This window comes from Prevotella corporis DSM 18810 = JCM 8529 (genome assembly GCF_000430525.1).
Lineage (GTDB): Bacteria > Bacteroidota > Bacteroidia > Bacteroidales > Bacteroidaceae > Prevotella > Prevotella corporis.
The window spans coordinates 1-23123 of the sequence record NZ_AUME01000043.1 but is presented as its reverse complement, the minus strand read 5'-3'; the positions used below and the strand labels follow the sequence as shown (position 1 = coordinate 23123).

At 39.0% G+C, this 23123-nt stretch carries 16 protein-coding genes and 1 pseudogene; 10 read left to right on the top strand and 7 right to left on the bottom strand.

The features are described from left to right. Window positions 1–312: 312 nt before the first annotated feature. Together htpG and H515_RS0108505 are read right to left on the bottom strand one after the other, a co-directional pair. Window positions 313–2367, bottom strand: a complete 2055-nt coding sequence (gene htpG / locus H515_RS0108510) for a molecular chaperone HtpG (protein ID WP_025877346.1) — start codon at window positions 2365–2367, stop codon at window positions 313–315. A gap of 238 nt (window positions 2368–2605) precedes the next feature. Continuing rightward, window positions 2606–4057 carry an aminoacyl-histidine dipeptidase gene (locus H515_RS0108505; RefSeq protein ID WP_025877348.1) on the bottom strand — a complete coding sequence of 484 codons (1452 nt, stop codon included), beginning with the start codon at window positions 4055–4057 and terminating at the stop codon, window positions 2606–2608. A 341-nt stretch (window positions 4058–4398) separates the two neighbouring features. Between H515_RS0108505 and H515_RS0108500 the strand changes: the two genes are divergently transcribed. The 4 genes from H515_RS0108500 (at window position 4399) to H515_RS0108485 (ending at window position 9998) form a co-directional block, all read left to right on the top strand. Continuing rightward, window positions 4399–5004, top strand: a complete 606-nt coding sequence (locus H515_RS0108500; RefSeq protein ID WP_025877350.1) for an OmpH/Skp family outer membrane protein — start codon at window positions 4399–4401, stop codon at window positions 5002–5004. An 853-nt stretch (window positions 5005–5857) separates the two neighbouring features. Continuing rightward, on the top strand, window positions 5858–6919 hold the full coding sequence (locus tag H515_RS0108495; RefSeq protein WP_154653677.1) for an MORN repeat-containing protein: 1062 nt from the start codon (window positions 5858–5860) through the stop codon (window positions 6917–6919). 31 nt (window positions 6920–6950) lie between these two features. Then, window positions 6951–9035, top strand: a complete 2085-nt coding sequence (locus H515_RS0108490; RefSeq protein WP_025877352.1) for an alpha amylase C-terminal domain-containing protein — start codon at window positions 6951–6953, stop codon at window positions 9033–9035. 6 nt (window positions 9036–9041) lie between these two features. Further along, a complete protein-coding gene (locus H515_RS0108485; RefSeq protein ID WP_036890940.1) occupies window positions 9042–9998 on the top strand; it encodes a hypothetical protein in 957 nt (318 codons plus the stop codon). Window positions 9999–10381: 383 nt separating this feature from the next. Here H515_RS0108485 and H515_RS0108480 read toward each other — a convergent pair whose 3' ends face one another. Together H515_RS0108480 and H515_RS0108475 are read right to left on the bottom strand one after the other, a co-directional pair. Continuing rightward, window positions 10382–11989 (bottom strand): OmpP1/FadL family transporter, encoded by a 1608-nt coding sequence (locus H515_RS0108480; RefSeq protein WP_025877356.1) that lies wholly within the window; start codon window positions 11987–11989, stop codon window positions 10382–10384. A gap of 50 nt (window positions 11990–12039) precedes the next feature. Beyond that, window positions 12040–13011 carry a hypothetical protein gene (locus H515_RS0108475; RefSeq protein WP_025877358.1) on the bottom strand — a complete coding sequence of 324 codons (972 nt, stop codon included), beginning with the start codon at window positions 13009–13011 and terminating at the stop codon, window positions 12040–12042. 166 nt (window positions 13012–13177) lie between these two features. Between H515_RS0108475 and prmA the strand changes: the two genes are divergently transcribed. Further along, window positions 13178–14053, top strand: a complete 876-nt coding sequence (gene prmA, locus H515_RS0108470) for a 50S ribosomal protein L11 methyltransferase (RefSeq protein ID WP_025877360.1) — start codon at window positions 13178–13180, stop codon at window positions 14051–14053. On the opposite strand, the gene H515_RS0108465 is transcribed toward prmA, so the two are convergent. Continuing rightward, complete coding sequence (locus H515_RS0108465; protein ID WP_028901838.1) at window positions 13986–14852, bottom strand: glycoside hydrolase family 25 protein; 867 nt, start codon at window positions 14850–14852, stop codon at window positions 13986–13988. The two genes, prmA and H515_RS0108465, sit on opposite strands and share 68 nt — an antisense overlap. 40 nt (window positions 14853–14892) lie before the next feature. Next, on the bottom strand, window positions 14893–16554 hold the full coding sequence (locus H515_RS0108460; protein WP_025877362.1) for a diphosphate--fructose-6-phosphate 1-phosphotransferase: 1662 nt from the start codon (window positions 16552–16554) through the stop codon (window positions 14893–14895). A 192-nt stretch (window positions 16555–16746) separates the two neighbouring features. Here H515_RS0108460 and H515_RS0108455 point away from each other — a divergent pair, with 192 nt between their 5' ends. The 5 genes from H515_RS0108455 to H515_RS0108435 all read left to right on the top strand — a co-directional run bounded on the left by H515_RS0108455 (window position 16747) and on the right by H515_RS0108435 (window position 22617). Then, window positions 16747–17019 carry a hypothetical protein gene (locus H515_RS0108455; protein WP_025877364.1) on the top strand — a complete coding sequence of 91 codons (273 nt, stop codon included), beginning with the start codon at window positions 16747–16749 and terminating at the stop codon, window positions 17017–17019. A 2-nt stretch (window positions 17020–17021) separates the two neighbouring features. Continuing rightward, the gene (locus tag H515_RS0108450; protein WP_025877366.1) at window positions 17022–17582 is read left to right on the top strand and encodes a 1-acyl-sn-glycerol-3-phosphate acyltransferase; all 561 of its coding nucleotides are present in this window, start codon (window positions 17022–17024) and stop codon (window positions 17580–17582) included. Further along, window positions 17579–20164 carry a golvesin C-terminal-like domain-containing protein gene (locus H515_RS0108445; RefSeq protein ID WP_025877368.1) on the top strand — a complete coding sequence of 862 codons (2586 nt, stop codon included), beginning with the start codon at window positions 17579–17581 and terminating at the stop codon, window positions 20162–20164. The genes H515_RS0108450 and H515_RS0108445 overlap by 4 nt, the downstream gene beginning before the upstream one ends. Before the next feature lie 27 nt (window positions 20165–20191). Continuing rightward, on the top strand, window positions 20192–20530 hold the full coding sequence (locus tag H515_RS0108440; RefSeq protein WP_025877370.1) for a hypothetical protein: 339 nt from the start codon (window positions 20192–20194) through the stop codon (window positions 20528–20530). Between the two features lie 95 nt (window positions 20531–20625). Next, a complete protein-coding gene (locus H515_RS0108435; RefSeq protein ID WP_238300161.1) occupies window positions 20626–22617 on the top strand; it encodes a YgiQ family radical SAM protein in 1992 nt (663 codons plus the stop codon). A gap of 203 nt (window positions 22618–22820) precedes the next feature. On the opposite strand, the pseudogene H515_RS14745 reads toward H515_RS0108435, so the two are convergent. Beyond that, a pseudogene (locus tag H515_RS14745) lies at window positions 22821–23123 on the bottom strand (IS4 family transposase); the annotation flags it as partial.

The following is a 23123-nucleotide window of genomic DNA, read 5'->3' as shown; positions in this document are numbered from 1 at the left end:
GGAGAACCATCCAAATGAGAACATCCATGCCATCAGAAAAGTCTGTCATCTTCCTCCTGGCAGCCGTGGCGATGGAGGAAACAAAGACAACATATGAAAGGAGAATATATCAATTCAAAAACTGGAAAGAAAAGAATAAAATAACAGCGGAAGTACTGAGAAAGGAAAGATGAATTACACACTTTTAAGGACACTACCATGCTGTGCAGCTTTCAGAGCATTACTGCTCCTAACTGATATAAATGAAAATTCCATCCCCAATTGATGAGGATGGAACGTTTCGGATTTTATCTAATAATAGGGTAGTGCCTTCTATTTTATCAAGCTGATGGAGCGTTTGATAAATTGCGCAAGGTCAGCACCTTTCAGCATGCCATTCTGAAGTAGTGCTAGGTCGATGAGCTGCTGAATCTTGTTATTACCTTTGGCATAGCCTGCGATAACTTGTTTTTTCTGATCTTTTTGTGCTTCAATGTCCTTTTCAGTTTTGCTTATGTCATCTTTTTCTTTTTGGCTAACTTCCTCAGCTTTTTTCTTAGATTGTTCCTGTCTAAGTACTGCAAGACGTGCCTCAAGTCCTTTTATTTCACTCAATATAGGCTTTAACTTTGTTGAAGTCTCACTTTCACCATTGATAAGAATTTCTTCAACAATAGGGTGCTCTGAATTAACTACTAAAGTGTAGGAGTCTGGCATTTGCCCGTAGAATCCCATTCCTTGTTGAAAACGACTCATCTCCTTCATCCTACGCATATATTCGTTCTGCGTAACTACTACAGGCTGGTTTTCTGCCCCTAAGGATTCAACTTCAATATTGAACTCTGCTTTTTCAATTTTGGGAACTTGTGAATGGAAAGCTTCTGACAAAATGTCACGTTGAATATCATTCAGAGTCTGCTTTGGGGCATCTCCCTTTGCAATGAGTCTATCAATAATATTGGAATCTACTCGCACGAAGCGAGACTTTTCAAACTTTTGTTCTAACATGGAAATTTTCGGAACATCAAGTTGCCCATCAGCAATCATTACGCTATAACCCTTTTTTTCCGCATCATTAATGTAAGTGAATTGCTCTTCTTTGTCAGTTGCATAAAGATAGATGAGGTTACCGTCCTTGTCGGTCTGATTATCTTTGATAAGTGTCTTGTATTCGTCGAATGTAAATGATTTTCCATCAACATCAGTGATGAGTGAGAAGTCCTTTGCCCTGTCGTAAAAATCGCTCTCAGAGAGCATTCCGTAGTTTACGAATAGTTTCAAATCGTTCCATTTCTCTTCATATTCTTTTCGATTATCCTTGAAAATAGAATTGAGACGATCGGCCACTTTCTTAGTGATGTACGATGAGATTTTTTTTACATTAGCATCACTCTGCAGATAGCTTCGGCTTACGTTCAGAGGAATGTCGGGTGAGTCGATGACACCGTGGAGTAGGGTAAGAAACTCTGGTACAATGCCTTCTACTTGATCAGTGACAAAAACTTGATTGCAGTAGAGTTGTATCTTATTGCGCTGAAGTTCGATATTGTTCTTTATGCGTGGGAAATATAGGATGCCGGTGAGATTAAATGGATAATCCACATTGAGATGAATCCAAAATAATGGTTCGTCGTTCATGGGAAATAGTGCACGATAGAACTTCTTGTAGTCCTCATCCTCGATGCCTGACGGAGTTTTTGTCCACAATGGCTCAATGTTGTTGATAATGTTATCCTCTTCTGTATCAACCATTTTCCCGTCTTTCCACTCCTGTTTCTTGCCGAAGATGATAGGCACGGTCATAAACTTGCAATACTTGTTGAGCAATTCCTCAATTTTGTTTTTCTGAAGGAACTCTTTACAATCATCGTCTATGTGCAAAATGATGTCTGTACCCCTGTCTGATTTCTCAGCTTCTTTAATAGAGAATTCTGGACTGCCATCACAACTCCATTTAACGGCTTTTGCATCCTCCTTGTAACTTTTTGTTAAAATTTCGACTTTCTTTGATACCATGAATGCAGAGTAGAAGCCAAGCCCAAAGTGACCAATTATAGGCTCCGCCTTTTCTTTGTACTTGTCAAGAAAATCCGTAACGCCAGAAAAGGCAATTTGATTGATGTATTTGTCGATTTCTTCGGCATTCATACCGATTCCATTATCACTTATGGTCAAGGTACCAGCCTTTTCATCGAGAGAAACGCTGACCCTCGCATTTTTCGGATCACCTTTGAAATCGCCAGTGATGGCCAATGTTTTCAATTTTTGTGTTGCATCTACAGCATTTGATACCATTTCACGAAGAAAAATCTCGTGATCGGAATAAAGAAATTTCTTGATGACGGGGAATATGTTCTCCGTAGTTACTCCAATTTTTCCTTTTTGCATAGTTAGTAATGTATTAAAATATTATTTTCTGCTGTTTAGAATTTTACAAAATTTATGCCAACTTTCTTCGTTTGTATTATAAGTGTGTATTCTTACCTTAATTTCAAATTTAGAACGCAGAGATGGTACATAATAATTGACTGAGAGTCTCATTTCAATTCCATCTTATTTGAAACTAAAAAATACCCATTCCCAGATAAGAGGGAAATGGGTATCAATAAATATTTGAAACAAAAGATTACTTGATATTCTTTAGAACAGCTAGGAGATGATCCCAGACCATTTGAGCAGTTGGTATTAGAAGTCGCTCCTCTGGAGTATGTACAAAACGGAGAGTTGGGCCGATACTCATCATATCCACGTTTGGATATTTTTCAGAGATAAGTCCACACTCAAGACCTGCGTGTATGCCAAGGACTTCTGGTTCTTTATTGAATAATTTTTTATATTCTTCTACCGCAACCTTCACGAGTTTCGAGTTGGGATTCATCTTCCAACCAGGATATTGGTCGTGCTGATGAACTTCAGCGCCCGCTAGTTCGAAGCAAGCTTTTATAGTGTTTGCCATGTTTGTAAGCGCACTGGCAACATTTGATCTTTGTGATGCTACAACTGTTATACGGTCTTTTTCGGTACGAATAACCGCGACGTTGCTTGACGTCTCAACCATATAGGCCAGCGCCTCATCCTGACAGTTGGTAAGAGGACCGTTATCTACAGCTTGAATGGCCATAACTAAATTTCTTGCCACTTCCTTTTCAATAACAGGACGAGTATCTGTGCTTTCCAGTCCCCATACCGAAGATGGGTCGGACACATGATATTCTTCTTCAACCCCCTTTGTATAAATATTCCAATCTGCCTTGACAGTTTCTTTCTCTGCCATTGGAACTGCAAATATAACCTTGCCATCGCGTGGTATTGCATTATCCATCTTCCCTGAATTCCATTCTGCAATGCGTAAGTCCAACTTGTTTTGTTCCATATAAAGGAAGCGTCCAAGCACCTTTATGGCATTTGCACGTTTTTTGTTGATATCGTCACCAGAGTGCCCTCCGATGAAGCCTTTGACACTGGCCTCCATAAAGAAGTAACCTTTTGGAGCTTCCTCAGGCTTATAACGGAATATGTTGTCAGTAGTAATACCACCAGCACAGCTCACAAATATTTGACCTTCATCTTCAGAATCTAAATTAATAAGGTATTTACCTGTCATCCAATTGGGTTCAAGACCAAAGGCACCAGTAAGACCTGTCTCTTCATCAACAGTAAACAAGCATTCAATTTTTCCATGTTCAATATCATCTGATGCAAGTAACGCCAATTCATAGGCCACTCCAATACCATCATCAGCGCCCAGAGTAGTACCTTTTGCTGTCAGCCATTCACCATCTATATAGGTCTGAATTGGATCTTTGTGAAAATCGAAATCAACATCAACGAGCTTATCACAGACCATATCAATGTGGCTTTGAAGAATAACAGTCGAAGCATCCTCCATGCCTTTTGTCGCAGGCTTTGTTATAAGTACATTTCCAGTCTTGTCAACTTTTGTATCTAAATTGTGATTTTTGCCAAACTCTACTAGGTATTCGATCATTTTATCCTCGTGCTTCGATGGTCGGGGAATCGCATTAATTTTTGCGAATTGCTCGAAAACACGAGCAGGCTTTAATTCAATGTTTGTCATTTTTAATAGTATTTGTTTTGATATTTTATCGATTTGTGTTACCTTTGCGAAAAATATAAATGCAAAGATAAATAAAATGGTTGGAACTTTAATATGCAGTGTGTTAATAATTACTATAGCCATTGTTTTACTGAGCATAAGAATTATATTTAAGAAAGGTGGAACTTTCAAGTCCCAGCATATACATGACAATAGGTATCTTAGGGAAAAGGGAATCCACTGTGTTATTGACCAAGATAAAGAAGCACGTAAAACGAATCATGCTTTTTAGTTTTTGGTTGATATCAATCTTAAATCGTACGTGAAAATTAATTTAATAGAAATAATAATAATAACCTAGAATGAAAAAGATTTTTAGCGCATTGGTAATATCTGCTTTGGTTTTTGGAATGACTTCCTGCAATAATCAGCCACGGTCAAACGATACCAGTACTAAAGAAAATGCTGAACAAAAGACAAATGACTCTGCAGTTTCAGGAGGACAAAAAATTGCTTACGTGGAGATTGATTCTATTATGAGTCAATATACCTACTGGAAGGAAGTCACAAAAATCATGAAAGCAAAGGAAGCGAATATTCAGAAAACTTTGGCGGGCAAGCAACAAGCTATACAGAAAGCAGCTGCCAACTTCCAGCAGAATGTCCAATCCAATAAATATACTCAGGCTCAGGCAGAGCAAGTTCAGGCAAGCATTCAAAAACAGGCACAAGATGCTGATGCCTTGCAGCAACGCTTAGGAAATGAATACCAAAATGAAGTTGCAAAATACAACAAGGCTCTTTCTGACAGCGTGCATAATTTCCTGAATGATTATAATAAGGATAAGAAATATGCGATGGTTTTAGCGAAGAGTGGTGACAACATTCTTTATGCAGATGGTGCATATAATATTACCAACGACGTAATCAAAGGTTTGAATAAAGCATACAAAGGTATGAAGAAGTAATATTGGAAAGTCATAGTAGTGGAGCCAGTCATAAATCAATATGGCTGGCTTTATGGGCTTCTTCTGTTAAATGCATAAATCAATACTTCATTATTTTTAAGCTGTGTCAGCAGCAAAACTAATTATCTCATTTGCACTTTCTTTATTTTGGTAATTTCAGCTTTTTCCCTATTTACGTATCTATTATTAGTTGATTTTCAGATTTATGGACAGCAATAGAAAATAAAAACACTTGCCTTCAACAGAGGGTAACGGTGGCAAAATATGAGCGGTCAAACACAAATCATGATTTCGGACACGACGAAGACTCACAGTACATCAAAAACAAAAAACACAATTTTTTTCTGCCACTGGGCAGGTATAGAACCTATCATAGGGTACTGTAGGTCAGATCATCGATTAGGGGGCTCCTAAAATAGTCTCTTCGGAGACTCCGTCAAATGCCATCCTTGCAGCGGCCTCATTCAACTTCAAAAGAGCTATGAGGCTTTTTTTGTGTCTTATTGAAAAGGGGATAATATGATGTTGTAGAGGACGGGATTTAAATTCTCATCACCAATTTTCCCACATGTTTATATTAAAATGCTATCTCAACTATTTTTAGGGTCGACTAACTAACCTTTAATTTGAGCTATTGAATAATCTAACACAAAAAACAGACTGCAAAATGAGGCATGCGCCTGTTTTTAATTTCAATCTTAGTGCTTTCTTCCGGTTTCCTAAAAAAAAGTTTATATTTTTGTTTAAGCGCTCGGAAAGACGTATCTTTGCAATTATAGCATTATTTAAATATTATTCTGACGTGAAAATTCTTTATATCTCTTTTTTGTTTTCATTCATCCCTCTGTTCTCAATGGCTCAACAGATAGAAACTGGCTCTATTAATTTGAAGGATGGTGGTAAGTATCAAGGCCAGATATTTAGAGGCAAACCGAATGGTAAGGGTAAAACGATTTATAGGAATGGTGATATTTACGAAGGAGAATTTGAGAAAGGCCGACGTCAAGGTGAAGGAACTTATACCTTTGCTGATGGTGAAAAATATGTTGGCCAGTGGTTTCAAGACCAGCAGCATGGTAAAGGCACATATACATTCAAGAATGGTAATAAATATAATGGGCTTTGGTACAAAGATTATCAGCAAGGCCATGGAAAGATGTATTATTATAACGGTGATGTATATGATGGTGATTGGATTCAAGATAAGAGAAACGGTTTAGGTAGATACACTTTTGCCAATGGAGCTTATTATGATGGACAGTGGAAAGATGATGTGAAATTTGGCCATGGACGTTTCTACTGGGGAGATGGTTCAACCTTTATTGGTGATTGGGTGAATAATGTGAAGGAAGGAAAAGGCATTTATCTCTATGCTGATGGTGACGAATATAATGGTGAGTGGAAAAACGACCTGCAAAACGGAAAGGGTATTTATAAGTTCAGTAACGGCGACCGTTATGAAGGGGATTATCTGGATGGAGAACGAACTGGCGAAGGGATAATTAAATACAAGAATGGAGATTATTATTCTGGCCATTTCCTCAAGGGCTTCAGGTCTGGTTTTGGCACAATGTCTTGGAGTAATGGAGATGTTTATACTGGAAATTGGGAAAAGGACTTACAGAGTGGCCAGGGAAAATTGGTTAAGAAAAATAAAGATGTCATAGAAGGGCAGTTCCGTAATGGGAAGGTTGATGGATTTGTCACAATTTATTTTTCTAATGGAAGTAAATTTAAAGGAGTGTTCCAAAATGGTAAAAAACATGGTGATGCTGTAGAAATAGATGCTGATGGCAAGCGTTTTGAAGGCTCGTACAAATATGATAAGCGCAACGGCAAGTTTACTGAACGAGATAAAGATGGCAAGATAATAGCAAGAGGATATTATGAAGATGGTATCCGATCTAATAATTAATCATAGATGTAACATTTAAGCAGTAATTCCCATGGCAACAAATAAAAAAGGTTCGAAAAGTGTATCAACAAAAAAGGTAAGAAAGAGTAAACAAGATGCTAAGGATTTGTTTTTGGGTATTGTTGCAAAAGACTCTTATCTGAAACCTTTTAATGATGCGATTAAAGGCCGTCATGAACATGTTTTATGGAAGATAAGTCAACTTACCCAAAATGGAAGCAAAACCTTGTCTGACTTTGCGAATGGCTACCAGTATTTTGGGTTACACAGAACTGTATCAGGTTGGGTTTTCAGGGAGTGGGCTCCCAATGCAACAGAAATTTATTTGATTGGTGATTTTAATGGATGGAAGAAGTCAGAGGCTTACTGTTGCAAGCGGATAGGCGATAGTGGTAATTGGGAACTGACACTTTCTCCCGATCAGATGAAACATGGGGATTTGTATAAGATGTACGTGCATTGGCCAAATGGTGGTGGAGAGAGGATTCCTGCTTGGGCTCAAAGAGTCGTACAAGATAATGAAACCAAAGCCTTTTCTGCACAGGTGTGGAACCCCGAGACACCGTTTGTCTGGAAAAAGCAAACGTTTATCCCAGACAAATCACCATTATTGATATATGAATGCCACATTGGCATGTCGCAGGATGCAGAGAAGGTTGGTACTTATACGGAATTCAAGGAGAAGGTCCTCCCACGAATAGCTGCAGATGGATACAATGCCATTCAGATTATGGCAATTCAAGAGCATCCTTATTATGGGAGCTTTGGCTATCATGTCAGCTCTTTCTTTGCAGCAAGCTCAAGATTTGGCACACCAGAAGAACTGAAGTCATTGATAGACGAGGCACACAATCTTGGATTAGCAGTGATTATGGATATTGTTCACTCTCATGCTGTAAAGAACGAAGTGGAAGGCCTGGGTAACCTTGCTGGCGACCCCAATCAATATTTCTATCCTGGTGAGAGGCATGAGCATCCAGCTTGGGATTCGCTTTGTTTTGATTACGGGAAGGACAATGTCATCCACTTTTTGTTGTCGAACTGTAAATATTGGTTGAATGAGTATCATTTTGATGGTTTTAGGTTCGACGGTGTTACCTCAATGATTTATTATAGTCACGGATTGGGTGAAGACTTTACAAGCTATGCTGATTATTTTAATGGGCATCAGGATGATAATGCGATTTGTTATCTTACTATTGCTAATTGTCTGATTCATGAAGTCAACAAAAATGCGATAACCATTGCCGAGGAAGTATCGGGAATGCCTGGCTTGGCTGCTCGATTTGATGAAGGTGGATATGGCTTTGACTATCGTATGGCCATGAATATACCAGACTTTTGGATAAAAACCATCAAAGAACTACCAGATGAAGATTGGAAGCCATCCTCAATTTTCTGGGAGATAAAGAATCGCCGTTCTGACGAGAAGACGATTTCTTATTGTGAGTCGCACGACCAGGCTTTGGTGGGCGACAAGACAATTATTTTCCGTTTAGTAGATGCAGATATGTATTGGCATTTCAAAAAAGGAGATGAAAACGAAATGTCAAGACGAGGCATCGCCTTGCATAAGATGATTCGTTTGGCTACCGCTTCGACAATGAATGGTGGCTATCTGAATTTCATGGGCAATGAGTTTGGCCATCCTGAATGGATTGATTTTCCTCGAGAAGGCAATGGCTGGAGTCATAAATATGCACGTCGCCAATGGAATCTTGTTGACAACAAAGAGCTTTGTTATCATTATTTGGGCGATTTTGATAAGCAAATGTTGGTAGTTCTAAAGACAGAGAGAAACTTCAACAATACCGCAATTCAAGAGGTTTGGCATAACGATGGAGATCAAATATTGGCATATAGTCGTGGTGATTTACTTTTCGTATTCAATTTTTCTCCCAATCGTTCTTTTACAGATTATGGCTTCTTGGTAGAAGAGGGAGAATATGAGGTTGTACTGAATACCGATGATAAATCATTCGGCGGATATGGTTTTGCGGATGATAGTGTTCCGCATCTGACTAATTATGATGTCTTGTATGCCAAGCAACATAAAGGCTGGCTGAAATTATATATTCCGGCGCGGAGTGCAGTTGTTCTTCGTAAAAACAAATAAGTGGCGATGACAATAGATAACAAATTAGTCAAGGTCATTTGTGCCATCCTGTTCTGCGTTTTCACATTCAGCTACCTGTTTTTCTATCAAGCTGATATTTTGCGGGTGACTCAGCATATAGCGTCTGGTGGACAGACCTTTTACGTTCCATGGTTGGGTGGTGTGCTGATCACCATTTTTTTACAGTTGCTTCAAGTGGGTCTAAACTCAATTCTTCATCTTAAGAAAAGAGGTGTTGCAATGACTTATTTCCCATCTGTTCTTGTACTGATAGCAATAACTGATATTAGCCCAAATGTTGCTGAAAAAATAGAATTTCATTCATCCTTGTGGGTTCTTCTATCGCTCTTCGTTATTTATATTCCCATCATTCTTTATGTTAAAAAGTACGAGCCTTATGAACCTGAATTGCGTTCCTATGGCCCTGTTTCACAATCGATGTGGATTAACCTCTGTTTTATGTTTATCATGTTTCTAATGGTGGGAACTATGGCGAATCATGACAGACGTTTTCATGAGAGAGCTCGTATAGAATCATTGGTGGTTGATGGGGATTATAAAGGTGCTCTGCAGTTGATCAAACAATTTGGCGAGACGGATTCTGTAACATCAATGCTCACAATCTACTCGGTAGCCCGTACAGGACATTTAGGCGATGAGTTGTTTGAATACCCATTGGTTGGCGGTTCAACTGTTCTCAGACCAGGTAAGGTTCATTCGTTGTTGCTGCCTGATAGTTTGATAAACAATGCAACAAAGACGTCTGCAAATTATCAACTCATTGGCTTTCTGCTGGATAAAGATTTGCGCGGTTTCATGAATCATTTGCCGCATTATTATCCTACTGATAGTTTGTTGCCAAGATATTATAAAGAAGCAAAACTCATATATTTAAGAGGGGTAAACAAACGAATGGCCCATAAGGGGACGTATTCATATTATTTCTTAAATGCTAAACCCTGATTTCTCATAGTCCAGCGACTATCATTTTGCTATAATTATCCCCGTTTTTAGAAGTTATTCCTACTATAGGTAATCCTAATTCAACAATGAACAATTCTTTTCCATTATGCATTGAATACAAGAATGGTATTAGCATAGCGACAAAAGGTTAGCTATGACACAACCAAAGCTTTCCTTTCGGAAGGCAAGAGGTCATCTTTTGAAAATTAAACCCAAATCGGTCATTAGAAAATGACAAGAAACTTTTTCTAATGACCGATTTGGGTTGAAAAAGTTTTATCGGACAGCAATAAAAACTAATAAAGTATTTGTTATTAGTTGTTCAAAATAAAAAGGACTCAGACGAATCTGAGTCCTGAAAAAGAATATACTGTTGATATCAATTAAAAATGATATCCAAGAGTCAAAAGTAACTGGCTCCGATTGTTTTCAACTTTGGAAACAGTCGGAGTGTTCGTGTAAGTTTTGTTTCCATCACGTACACTCATAGTTGAGAATGGGTAGAAATCACCCTTCTGCGAACTATACTGATATGCAAGGTCGATGTTGAATTTGCCAGCTTGGTAACCAGCACCAACAGTAAAACGGTTAATAGCATCCCAGTTTGTAAAGTCGGTTGCCGAAGCATAACTTGAACCGTAGGAAGCCAAACCTGAATTTTTCTGAGCATTAGATGAATACTTTGGACTTACATAGTTGTAGCCAGCACGTATGGCAAAGTTTTTTGCAGGCTTAAATTCAGCGCCAATTCTCAGAGTGCTAACACCCTTTAGCGATTTTTCCGTGTGATTATTCATTACCACATCAGCTGACGTTGACTCATAGACATCACCATAATAATAATCCACATAAGCCTCATCGTTGATTCTTGTGTTCATGCTACTAAAGTCCTGATAATCATAAGTCAGTCCCAATGCAATGTAATTGCCGATAGTATGTCCCATAGAGACACCAAACCTCCATGGAGTCCAAATCTTATAATCATAGGCGTTTGAAACAGAACCCTTATTATAAATGCCTCCTTGCGTGGAGTTATTTGCAATCGTGGTGTAGTTCTCCGTGCGCAAATCGTACCATGTTGGCGACTTCACATAAGCACCGATACGGAATGGAGAATTTGTTATCGGGCGAACGATGACACCGGCCGTCACATCAAATCCGCTACCAGTGATGTGACGTTCATCTGCCAGAGTAACTTGCCCCATGCTGTTAGAGAGCTGCTCCGTATATTCGCTATAACCTTTATAATGTACATCCTTCAAGCCGAATGTGACACCAAGGAAAACTCTATCGCGTAGATTCCCACTAATATTGAAATCATAGTTAGCAATATAGCCCTTATTGGCACGGTCGAACTGATAACTATCAGCATCATAGGCATAGAATTTTCCATCGCTTGCATCAGGAATCATCGTATTCCAATAGAGATAATCTACATTGCTCCATGGAAGTGCTGTATGTGAGCTTCTGTCATCTATATATCCATAATAAGTCCCACTTTTATCCTGTCCGACAGAGAATCCTCCGTTAGCTTCATTCCCTATCATGCCCTTAAGGTATGATTGTCCATTCTGTGAACTTCCGTTAAGCGAATTAGCTGCATTTAGGATATAGTTGAAGTTCTTACTCTTTTGATAGTTGAAGCCGAAGTTAAGATATGAATTTCTACGGGTCCGCATAGAATAGACTCCACCTATCTGGTCAAAACTTGTATTGAGCTTGTTGCCATTCGCAAATTCATTGCCCTTACCTTGCAACAACAAACCACCTGATACGCTCAACATACTATGACGGTAGAGTCCTATACCAGCAGGATTACTGCTCATGGTAGAAAGATCGGCACCCAAAGCCTCAAGCGCGCCGCCCATACCTACATAGCGCGCAGTTCCATTGAGATCGGTATCGGCTATTCGTGCATTTTCATACGTCTCTTGTGCAAATGCAGGCATTGTCAATAAAGACGCTGCCAACAGATAATAATGTATCTTCATAATTTAATATCTATTTCATATAACTTGTTTATCTTCTGAAAGGGGGATTCCTATCGATGCCCGCCAAAACGCCCACCGCCTCCACTACGAGTGGCGCCTCCACCACGTGAGCCTCCAAAACTACCGGCTCCGTAAGACGAACGTGTTCCACTACCAAAACTACTACGGTTCGGAGTGTATGAGCGAGTATTGTTGAACCGGGTCGAATTGTTCCTTGAGCCTCCGAAATTACCATTGGTAACGCCACGTGATCCTCCGAATCGGCTGGAGCGAACTCTTGTGTTGTCATAAGATTGGAAATCACGATTGGTATTCCCATTGTCACGATAACCAGCTACGTTCCTATTATTGAAAACACGACCATTTGCCCAATGATTTGCTGTTCCGGTATGTCCAAAGGCCCCTCCGTAGGAATAATTAGGTCTCCAGCTGTAACCGTAAGGATACCATCCTCCATAATAATAAGATGAGCCCCAACCATAATAGCCATATCTCCAGGGATTGTACCATCCATAATATCCACCCCAGCCGTAACCGTAACCATATCCGAGCCAGGGGCCATAAAAGTCGGAGTACCACGGATCCCAATACCCCCATGCACTGTAGTAATAAGGACTTCCTATTCTCCATGGGCTATAATATCCCCAGAAACCTTCAAATCGTCCCATTCTCCTACTATAGGCAAAATCATCTTCATCACTATTGTAATAGCGTTCTACTTGGTAAACGGTATCTGTCTCACCGTATTTTCCATTACCAATTTCAAATTGAATAATATCATTTCCCAAAGAGTCTTTTCCTATTTTCTGGTAAGAACTGCGGAACTTTCCACGGTGATTGTACTCCATGTCCGATTTATTGATACCGCTATAATATGTAGGGGCTCCATCATTTTTATCAATGACAACTTCCTGCATATTTTTATTCGTACCATCATTAGGAATAAAGTAGAGGTCATCTTGAGCCGTCGCACTCAAGGGAAGGATACTTAAAAGAAATGAAAAATGAATAAATAGTTTCATGTAAATATCTCCTCTTTTTATATTTTTATTTTGCATTTTATCGTAATCATATCACGTTAATGCAAATATACTATAAGTATGTTTGCAAATATACGGAATTTCCCTAAGAATAGGTAGGTTTTTCCCTATTTTTTGTAAATTTGCAACAAGTATTAAATAAAAGAAAATGAACTATCTTGAACTTAAATTTCATCTCTCCCCAGATTCCCAAATTGCACGTGAACTTTTAATAGCAATAGCTGGAGAAGCAGGTTGCGACTCATTCGTCGAGGAGAATGAATTTGTGACAGGCTATTGTATGAAAGAATCATATAATAAAGAGTTATTACTGCATGGGATTTCAAACTTTCCATTACCTGGCACTAAAATCCTCTTCGATGTGTCAGATGTCCAAGATAAGAACTGGAACGAGGAATGGGAAAACAACGGATTCAAGCCTATTGTAATTGATGATAGATGTGTGGTTTGTAATTCTAACACTCCCAATCCGACATCACTCATCGACTCTGATTCGAGAGATAATCACCAGCCATTAATTGTCAGAATAAACCCTCGGCAAGCATTTGGATCGGGAGCTCATGAAACGACTCAAATGATTATAGGTGAGTTACTTGATATGGATTTGAAGAATAAAGACATACTGGACTGTGGGTGTGGAACAGGCATATTGGGGATAGTTGCATCCATGAGAGGGGCTGATAATGTTTATGGATATGATATAGATGAATGGAGTGTGAGAAATGCCATTGACAATGCATTTCTAAATAATACGAAAATTAAGGTGAAACATGGTAACTGCCATATAATCAACCAACTCAATATGATGTTTGACGTAATTATGGCAAACATCAATCGTAATATTCTTTTGGAAGACATGCCCATTTTCAAAACTGCATTGAAAGATGACGGGATTTTAATTTTAAGTGGATTTTATGCCGATGACGTTCCGCTGCTTCTTGAAAAAGCAAAGACGCTCAAACTTTGCCAGAATAGACTGATAGAGAATCATAAATGGTGCTGTCTGGTACTTCAACCGGAATAGGTTCAGGTATGAGTAATTGAGCCAAATCATAGAAACTACCATTGTAGATGTTTAAATCGACATAACCTTTCACGCCAGGCAATCGACCAGCATCAGTGTGCTGCCAGAATTTCCATGGGCCAGTATATTCCATTTTGTTAACGTAATAATGAGCAATCCAATATGGATAATCATCAAAACGAGAATCAGAAAGATATTGGTCTTTGAACTTATAATAAGTATATATGATTGGCTTCACATGATATTTATCCTCAACAATATGAAGCCAAGTAAGAATGTTTTGCTGAAACTCTTCATTTGACATGGATGCAGGTTTATTCTCCACATCAAGAACAGGAGGCAAGTCACCAGGAACAAGCGGTGCCATAGCAAGGAAAAAATAAGCTTGACGACGTGGTGAGGATTGATTACTCCAGAAATGATATACTCCACGAATAAAGCCAGCCTCCTTTGAGTTAAAGAAGTTCTCTCGAAACTTTTTGTCAAGATGACTATCACCTTCTGTCGCCTTGATGAATACAAATCTAATAGGTGATGTTTCTATCATGGCATTCCTAAGACGATTCCAGTTCACGGTTCCCTGATAATGGCTAATATCAATTCCATGGATCTCATAGCCGTCAGGATAATCGGGATCTCCATAAATTGCCCTCCATCTGAATGCAGAAGGCGAAACAAAAAAATGATAGAACAAGAAGGAGTACAATAATGTGATAGATATTCCTAAAGCCCACCATACCCAAGGATGCACATTGTGCAATCGTTGTTTAATATGATAGATTCGTTCAGGAATATCCATTATTGTGTTATTTTACAGCATAAAACCGTTTAAATTGATTTCAACAATTCGATTGCAATTCTTTGTTCTGCTCAAGAACTAGTGTTCTTGTAGTGCGGTCACAGATTTCAGACGGTCCCCAATATTGAATTGGTCCAGGATAGATGTAGGATGTCTCTTTCGCCCATAATTCACGCTTAGAAGCAAAGCTTTTAAACGGAGCTCCTTCCAAATCTACCAATGCTTTGCGAATGACAGGTTTCATGACACCATTACGTTTCTCGATATTCATCATCATGGTGATGGGCACACCGCCGGCAATCCATTCCTCTGTCGGAGCTATCGTATTTTTCACGATAGCCATATACCCCGTCTTTCCATTGACTATGAGCTGTGCAGCACTTGTACCAAGGGAATAGCAGTAATTAGCATCGAAGTTTGAAGGAACAGCGCAACGTCCTTCATAGCCGAGAAAGTGGTGAAGAACTGCAAACTTTCCTACATATTTGCCGTCTTTGGCCCACTGCTCAAGTTTTGCACTGACCATGTCTGACAACAACTTGTCTGTTTCTATCAATGAAACTTGCACATTTCCATGAGGATCGCGCTCAAGAGATAACTGATGAGCGACTCCAACAGGCAATGTAACAAAGGTTTCCTTATTTGCAGGTGACAAATGTTCGATGATATAAGCTCTCTGGGCCTTATGGTCAAGCCCCATGTACTCTTCACCATGATTTGCCAACAGATCGTTCAATTCTTTTATCAGACGCCCTACTGCAGGAATAAATTCTATAAGTCCTTCTGGAATGAGAACCAATCCGTAATTCTTTCCATCTTTTGCACGAAGTGCTACAACTCTGGCAATGTACTCAACTATATCGTTTAGTGTTCTGTCCTTCGCTTCTATTTCTTCGGAAATCAAACAAATGTTAGGTTGTGTTTGTAATGCGCACTCCAATGTGATATGTGAGGCCGAGCGCCCCATCAACTTAATAAAATGCCAATATTTGCGGGCCGAATTACAATCACGAGCAATATTTCCAATTAACTCTGAATATATTTTTGTTGCTGTATCGAAGCCAAAAGATGTTTCTATCTGTTCGTTCTTTAAGTCTCCATCAATAGTCTTGGGGCAACCGATAACCTGAATTCCGTACTTTTTTGCCGCATAATACTCTGCCAACACACAAGCGTTGGTGTTTGAGTCATCACCCCCTATAATCACAATCGCTTTGATATCTAATTGACGAATGATTTCCAATCCCCTCTCAAACTGATCTATCGATTCGAGTTTGGTCCTTCCTGAGCCAATGAGGTCAAATCCACCCGTGTTGCGATAATTATGAATCAAGTCTGAAGTAATTTCAATATAATTGTGATCAACCAATCCTCCTGGTCCCATTAAAAATCCATACAAGCGGTTATTCGGATTTATTTTCTTTAATTCATCAAAAAGGCCAGAAATGACATTGTGACCACCGGGAGCCTGCCCCCCTGATAATATCACTCCCACATTAATGCTGAGCGAATCTTGTGAATCAGCTGGTACAAACTCGACAAGAGGCATACCATACGTGTTTGGAAATAATTTTTTGATTTCTTCGTAATCATCTACACTTTGGGTTGGCTTGCCCTCTTTGATCTTAACAGCACCCTGAAGAGCCTTGGGCAATTTGGGCTGATATTTTGCCCTTTCTTTTTGCAATGCACTCGTTTCCATAAAAAATTTTGAATATTTTTAAAAACAATCTTTATAGTTTGCAAATGTACAGTTTTTAAATGATAAATGAGAAGAAAAATAAATAAATAAAGTTTTAAAAACTAATTTTTCAAAATAGATTCTTTCATTTATCGGATTTTACTTATCTTTGGACATCTATATGGTTTTTAGTATTCAAAATTATTATAAAACATGAGTAATAAAAGAGATTTAAAGCGCGCCATCAATTACATTTGTGGTGATTTGTTTGCCGAGGCTTTGGCAGCTTCTCTTTATGGAAGCAACGTTAACAAAGAGAATGTAGAAGCTCTTTTAACTTCTATTTTGGTTATGCGCAACAACTACATTAGCCGAGTTTCACATGTAGAACCAGGAATGAAACCCAAGAAGTATTTTAGAGATCTTAAGGATAAATTCAACGAGGAAGTAGGGGAAATTATTGACCAAATCAGCAATTTAGGATAAATATGCCCAACAAATTCTCATCATGGCTACTGTATAAGGTCATGAAATGGAAAAAAAACGTAAGTATCGAATACCCAGACAAGTTTATTATCTGTCTTGCCCCCCATACAAGTAATTGGGATTTCATATTGGGAAAGTTGTTTGGAAGTGCAGAAGGTTTGAAAAGCAACTTCCTGATGAAAAAGGATTGGTTTTTTTGGCCTTTGGGGATTCTGCTAAAGAGAATGGGAGGAATTCCCGTATTCAGAGACAAGCATACAAGTTTGACTGAAATTTTAGCAGAAACCGCCATCCAATCCAAGACATTCCAACTTTGCATTACGCCAGAAGGAACAAGGTCTCTGAATCCTGACTGGAAAAAGGGATTCTATTTCATTGCATTAAAAGCTCAAATTCCAATTCTTCTATTCGCATTGGACTATGAGAATAAACAAATTTCTTGTACGAAACTAATTTATCCTTCAGGAAATGTAGAAGAGGATATGAAAATCATTAAGTCGTATTTTAAGGATTTCAAGGGTAAAAGGCCTGACCAGTTTAGTATCGGAGATATTAACGAATGAAAAAAAACATATTCTATTCTCTTTTAAGTATCTTTTGTCTATTACATGCAAATGGCCAAAGTCTTGATGCGTCTTGGGGCAAAAATGAATACAAAGGTAAACCTTGGGTAGAAAACATCTCCAAACCTAACATCATTTCTGAAGGCTTGAATGGCAGACACCTTTCAATATGGGCTTCTCACGGGAGGTATTTTGATATTGGCAAAAAACTTTGGAAGTGGCAGCGTCCTAATTTATTTGGGACAACGGAAGATTTATTCACACAAACCATCGTCATCCCTTATCTATTCCCAATGTTGGAAAATGCTGGAGCTGTAGTGGTTTCTCCCCGTGAACGCGATTGGCAAAAGAACGAAATAATTGTTGATAACGACAATGACAAGACATTCTACGCTGAGACCAATGATAAAAGAAAATGGGAAAATTTTTCCGGCACTGGATTTGCATCTCATGAAGGAACTTATGGCGACGGAGAAAATCCATTTCAAGCAGGAACGGCAAGGCAAATCAAATCTATAAAGCGTCAAAGTAGGATAAGCTACGCTTCCTATCAGCCATATTTCCCAGAGGATGGATTTTATGCTGTATATGTAAGCTATAAAACAGTAAAACGCAGCGTAGAAAGGGCCGAATATATCGTATATCACAAGGGGCAAGAGACCCATTTTCATGTGAACCAAAAGATGGGAGGAGGAACTTGGGTTTATCTTGGAACTTTTGAATTTGACCGAGGGTGCAATATCTATAATAGGGTGTTAGTAACCAACCATAGCAAAAAAAGAGGAATCGTAACTGCCGATGCGGTGCGCTTTGGAGGTGGAATGGGGAACATTGCAAGGGGGGGGGGCACAAGTGGCTTTCCTCGCACACTGGAGGGAGCAAGGTATTTTACTCAATGGGCGGGAGCCCCTCGGAACATCGTTAGTAAGAGCAATGGTACGAACGACTACAATGATGACATCAACTCTAGATCATTATATACTAATTGGCTCGCAGGTGGTTCCACTTATGTTCCAAAACAAGATGGATTAAAGGTTCCCATTGAACTGTCATTGGCCATTCATAGTGATGCTGGAGTTAAAGAAGATGGAACCACAGTAGGAACATTAGGGATATGTACGACTCAAAATGGAAATCCAACTTTGGGCACGGGGCTAACCAGAAGAGTTTCCAAAATTTTTGCAGAGCAACTTGTCACTAACGTTAAAAGAGATATCGAATCAACGTTCCATAGAAATTGGAATACACGTTCTGTTAAAGATCAAAACTATAGTGAGACAAGATTGCCAGAAGTCCCGTCGGCTATCATTGAAACCATGTCGCACCAAAACTTCAAAGATATGCGATTGGGCCAGGACCCGAACTTTAAATTCACGTTCGCCCGTTCCATCTATAAAACAATTCTTCGCTATACTTCGGCTCTCCATAGAACAAAGTATGTGGTGCAACCACTTTCACCTAATAATTTTCGAATAGAATATACTGCAGAGGACAAGATAAGACTAAAATGGAATGCAGTTTACGACCCTATTGAACCAACTGCGACTCCCAGTTCCTTCAACATTTACATGTCAACTGGAACAAGCGGATTTGATAATGGTACTAATGTCAAGGGCATGTCCTATGAGTTAAAAATAGAACCTGGCATACTTTATAACTTCAAGGTAACGGCATGTAATAGTGGTGGGGAAAGTTTCCCTACAGAGGTTTTGTCGGCCTATCATCAAAAAGGAGCCAAGCTGACTATCCTTATTGTCAACGGATTTCACCGTTTGTCTTCTCCGGCTATCATAGATACAAGCACCGAACAGGGGTTCGATTTTGAATCCGACCCAGGTGTTAGTTATGGAGCCACAGCTGGCTGGAGCGGAAAACAGAGTAATTTTGACAAATCGCAAATTGGAAAGGAAGGACCAACCGCTCTTGGCTTTGGAGGAGATGAACTTTCTGGCCAATTCTTAGCAGGCAATGACTTCAACTACGTAAAGACTCACGCAGAAGCCATTTCCAAAATCAGAAAATACAACATAGCAAGTTGTACCAATGCTGCAATAGAAAATGGTTTGGTGAAACTTAACGACTTCGCATTAGTTGATTTGATTTTAGGATTAGAAAAGGATGATGGACATAGCCTTTACTATTATAAAGCATTGCGCCCACAGATGCAAGAAAAATTGGCATACTATCTTAAAGGCAGAGGCAACCTACTGGTGAGTGGGGCATATCTCGCAGCTGACATGCGATCCAATATGGAGCAACAGTGGCTTGCCCAATACCTTAAAATACAATCTGGTGGAAGCAATACGAATAATTATAATTCGGTAGTTACAGGATTAGGTACTAATTTTGATGTTTATAGGAATTTAAATGAAGAACATTACGGTGCATATTCTCCTGACATTATATTACCCACAGGTTCTGCCTTTAGCATCATGAAATACGCTGATAATTCAAGTGCTGCTGTTGCATATAAAGGCTATGATTATCGCTCTGTAGTGATGGGATTCCCTTTTGAGTGCATTAAAGCCAATAACGATCGGCGCAGAATCATGCATGGACTGATTTCATTTCTCCTACAATAAAAGCTAACAGATTAAAACATGACGAATATGTATAAGATACAATCAAACGCCTCAAACACAAGACATATCGAAGTGAGTGAGGCACATCTTGAAACAATTAGAAAATACTCTTTATTCTCACACTTAATTGATTCAAGTGGAATTATTAATGAGGAAGTACTCGACAAATTAAAATACAATATCAGGGGATTACTGGAATCGGATACAACAAAAGATAATGCGTTGTTGGACCTATGTCTTGACGTCATCTACAATCAGAACATGAAGGCATTAGGACTGAAAAACCTCATAAAGCTTTACACAGAATGGCAGGATATTGCTGTTGGTCAAGACGAGATGGACGACAAGCATAACATTAAAAAATAATAATAAGAATTTCGTTGGATTATAAAAAATCAAATATAGCTCATAGAAATAAAAAAAATCCTGAGAAGCGAGATCCTCAAAAGGAAAAAAAGGATATAAGGAGAAAAGACCAAAAACAAACTTATATCTCAAGGTATCAGTTAACCGATTTTCTACCTACTACGAAAAAAGAAGTGGGTCTGAGAAGTTGGGACGAACTTGATATCATCTTATTTTCAGCAGATGCCTACATTGATCACCCGGCTTTTGGGGCTGCCGTCATTGGACGCACATTGGAAAAAGCGGGATACAAAGTGGCCATTGTACCACAACCAGACTGGCACGGTGATTTTCGCGACTTCAAAAAACTTGGACGGCCACGTCTCTACTTTGGAATAGCACCAGGCGCTATGGATTCGATGGTTAACAAATATACCGCAAATAAACGACTAAGATCAGAAGATGCCTATTCTCCAGATGGACGTCATGACTTGAGGCCAGAATATCCAACGATTATCTACAGCAAAATTCTCAAGCAAATCTATCCCGATACACCCATTGTCTTAGGTGGCATAGAGGCTTCATTGCGACGTCTGACGCACTATGATTACTGGCAAGACAAAGTGCGCAAGAGTATCCTTTGTGATTCAAATGCCGACATCATCATCTATGGCATGGGAGAAAAACAATCTATTGCCATTGCAAAAGAACTTGAAGCAGGAAAGTCAATAAAAGATATTAACTATATTCCACAGACCGTATTCCTATGCAATGAAAATGAGATTCCTAGTGGAATAACGGACAACGACATTCTTCTACACTCACACGAGGAATGCCTGCACAGTAAAAAGGCAGAGGCAGAGAACTTCAAACATATAGAAGAGGAGGCCAACAAGAAATATGCTCAAAGAATAATACAGCCTGTTGATAATCATTATGTTGTGGTGAACCCTCCCTATCCTACAATGACTACTTCTGAAGTGGATGCGTCATACGACTTACCCTATACACGTGAACCTCATCCAAAGTATAGAGGCAAAACAATTCCAGCCTATGAAATGATCAAATTTAGTGTGAATGTTCACAGAGGATGTTTCGGAGGATGTGCCTTTTGCACAATATCTGCTCATCAAGGAAAATTTATTGCTAGTCGCTCAAAGGAAAGTATTTTGAATGAAGTCAGACAGGTCATTAAGATGCCTGATTTCAAAGGTTACTTGTCCGATCTTGGAGGGCCATCTGCCAATATGTATGGCATGGCGGGCATCAATCAAAAAGCGTGCGACCATTGCAAGCGTCCAAGTTGTATCAATCCAGAGATATGTCCAAATCTCAATACAGACCATAGCAAATTATTAGAAATCTATAAAGCCGTAGATAACTTGCCAGAAATCAAAAAAAGTTTTATTGGGTCAGGTGTTAGATACGATTTAATACTTCACAGAAGCAAAGATGAGAAAACTAATAATGCAGCACAAGAGTATGCAAGAGAACTGATAACAAAACACGTCAGCGGAAGATTGAAGATAGCACCGGAACATACCTCGGACAGGGTATTGAAATTAATGCGAAAGCCCTCATTCCAACAGTTCTACGCTTTCAAGAAGATTTTTGACAGGATAAACAAAGAAAACAATCTGAATCAGCAGATTATCCCCTATTTCATTTCATCGCATCCTGGATGCAAAGCAGAGGATATGGCTGAGCTTGCAGTACTGACTAAAGACTTGAATTTCAATTTGGAGCAAGTTCAGGACTTTACCCCCACTCCGATGACTGTGTCAACGGAGACTTGGTATTCAGGCTACGACCCTTACACATTAGAGCCTGTCTATTCTGCTAAAACACCAAGAGAAAAACTTGCACAACGACAATTCTTTTTCTGGTACAAACCATCTGAAAGACGTAATATTGAACTTGAGCTTTACAAAATTGGCAGAAGCGATTTGATTCCTAAACTTTACAATGACAAATCTTTCCGCGGTAAAGAAAAATACAACTCCAAAGCTATTGGCAGCAGCCCACAAGACTATATCAGATTTAGAAAGAATTATAAATCTAAAAATAATAAGGAATATAAGAATCCACAAAAGAATAAACGAAGATAGTATATTTATCATTGCTGGCCGATAAAGCTCAAATGGACACAATAATTGAAAAGAAAAGCAAAGATGGAATATCCGAAATTTGCGAATGTGTAAGTTTCATTTTTTTCTATTGCTGTCCGGTAAAACTCAAAAGAACATAAAAATCTTCCCCGAAGCCCCGTAAAATAGGACTTTTGGGTTAATTTTTTCAAAAGTAAGCCCCCCTAATCGAAAAGACTTGGTTCAGGTGGCGCTTTTTGCATCTCCTTTGCAAGGAAATCATTCCAAGTTTTTTCGGGATTTTCCATGAATGCGATAAAATCAACGTAGTACATAAGCATAAGTCGTATCATGGTAACAACTTGTGAGAATGCACAGTGTCTCTTGATGCTTCTTGACAGAACTGTTATCAGCAGATTCGCTATCAAGACTACCCATGTCTGTATTTGTATGGCATTGACGCTGTCCCCATAGAAGAAATGAAGCGGGAAGTTCTGTTTAAGCTGTTTGTACAACGACTCGATAGC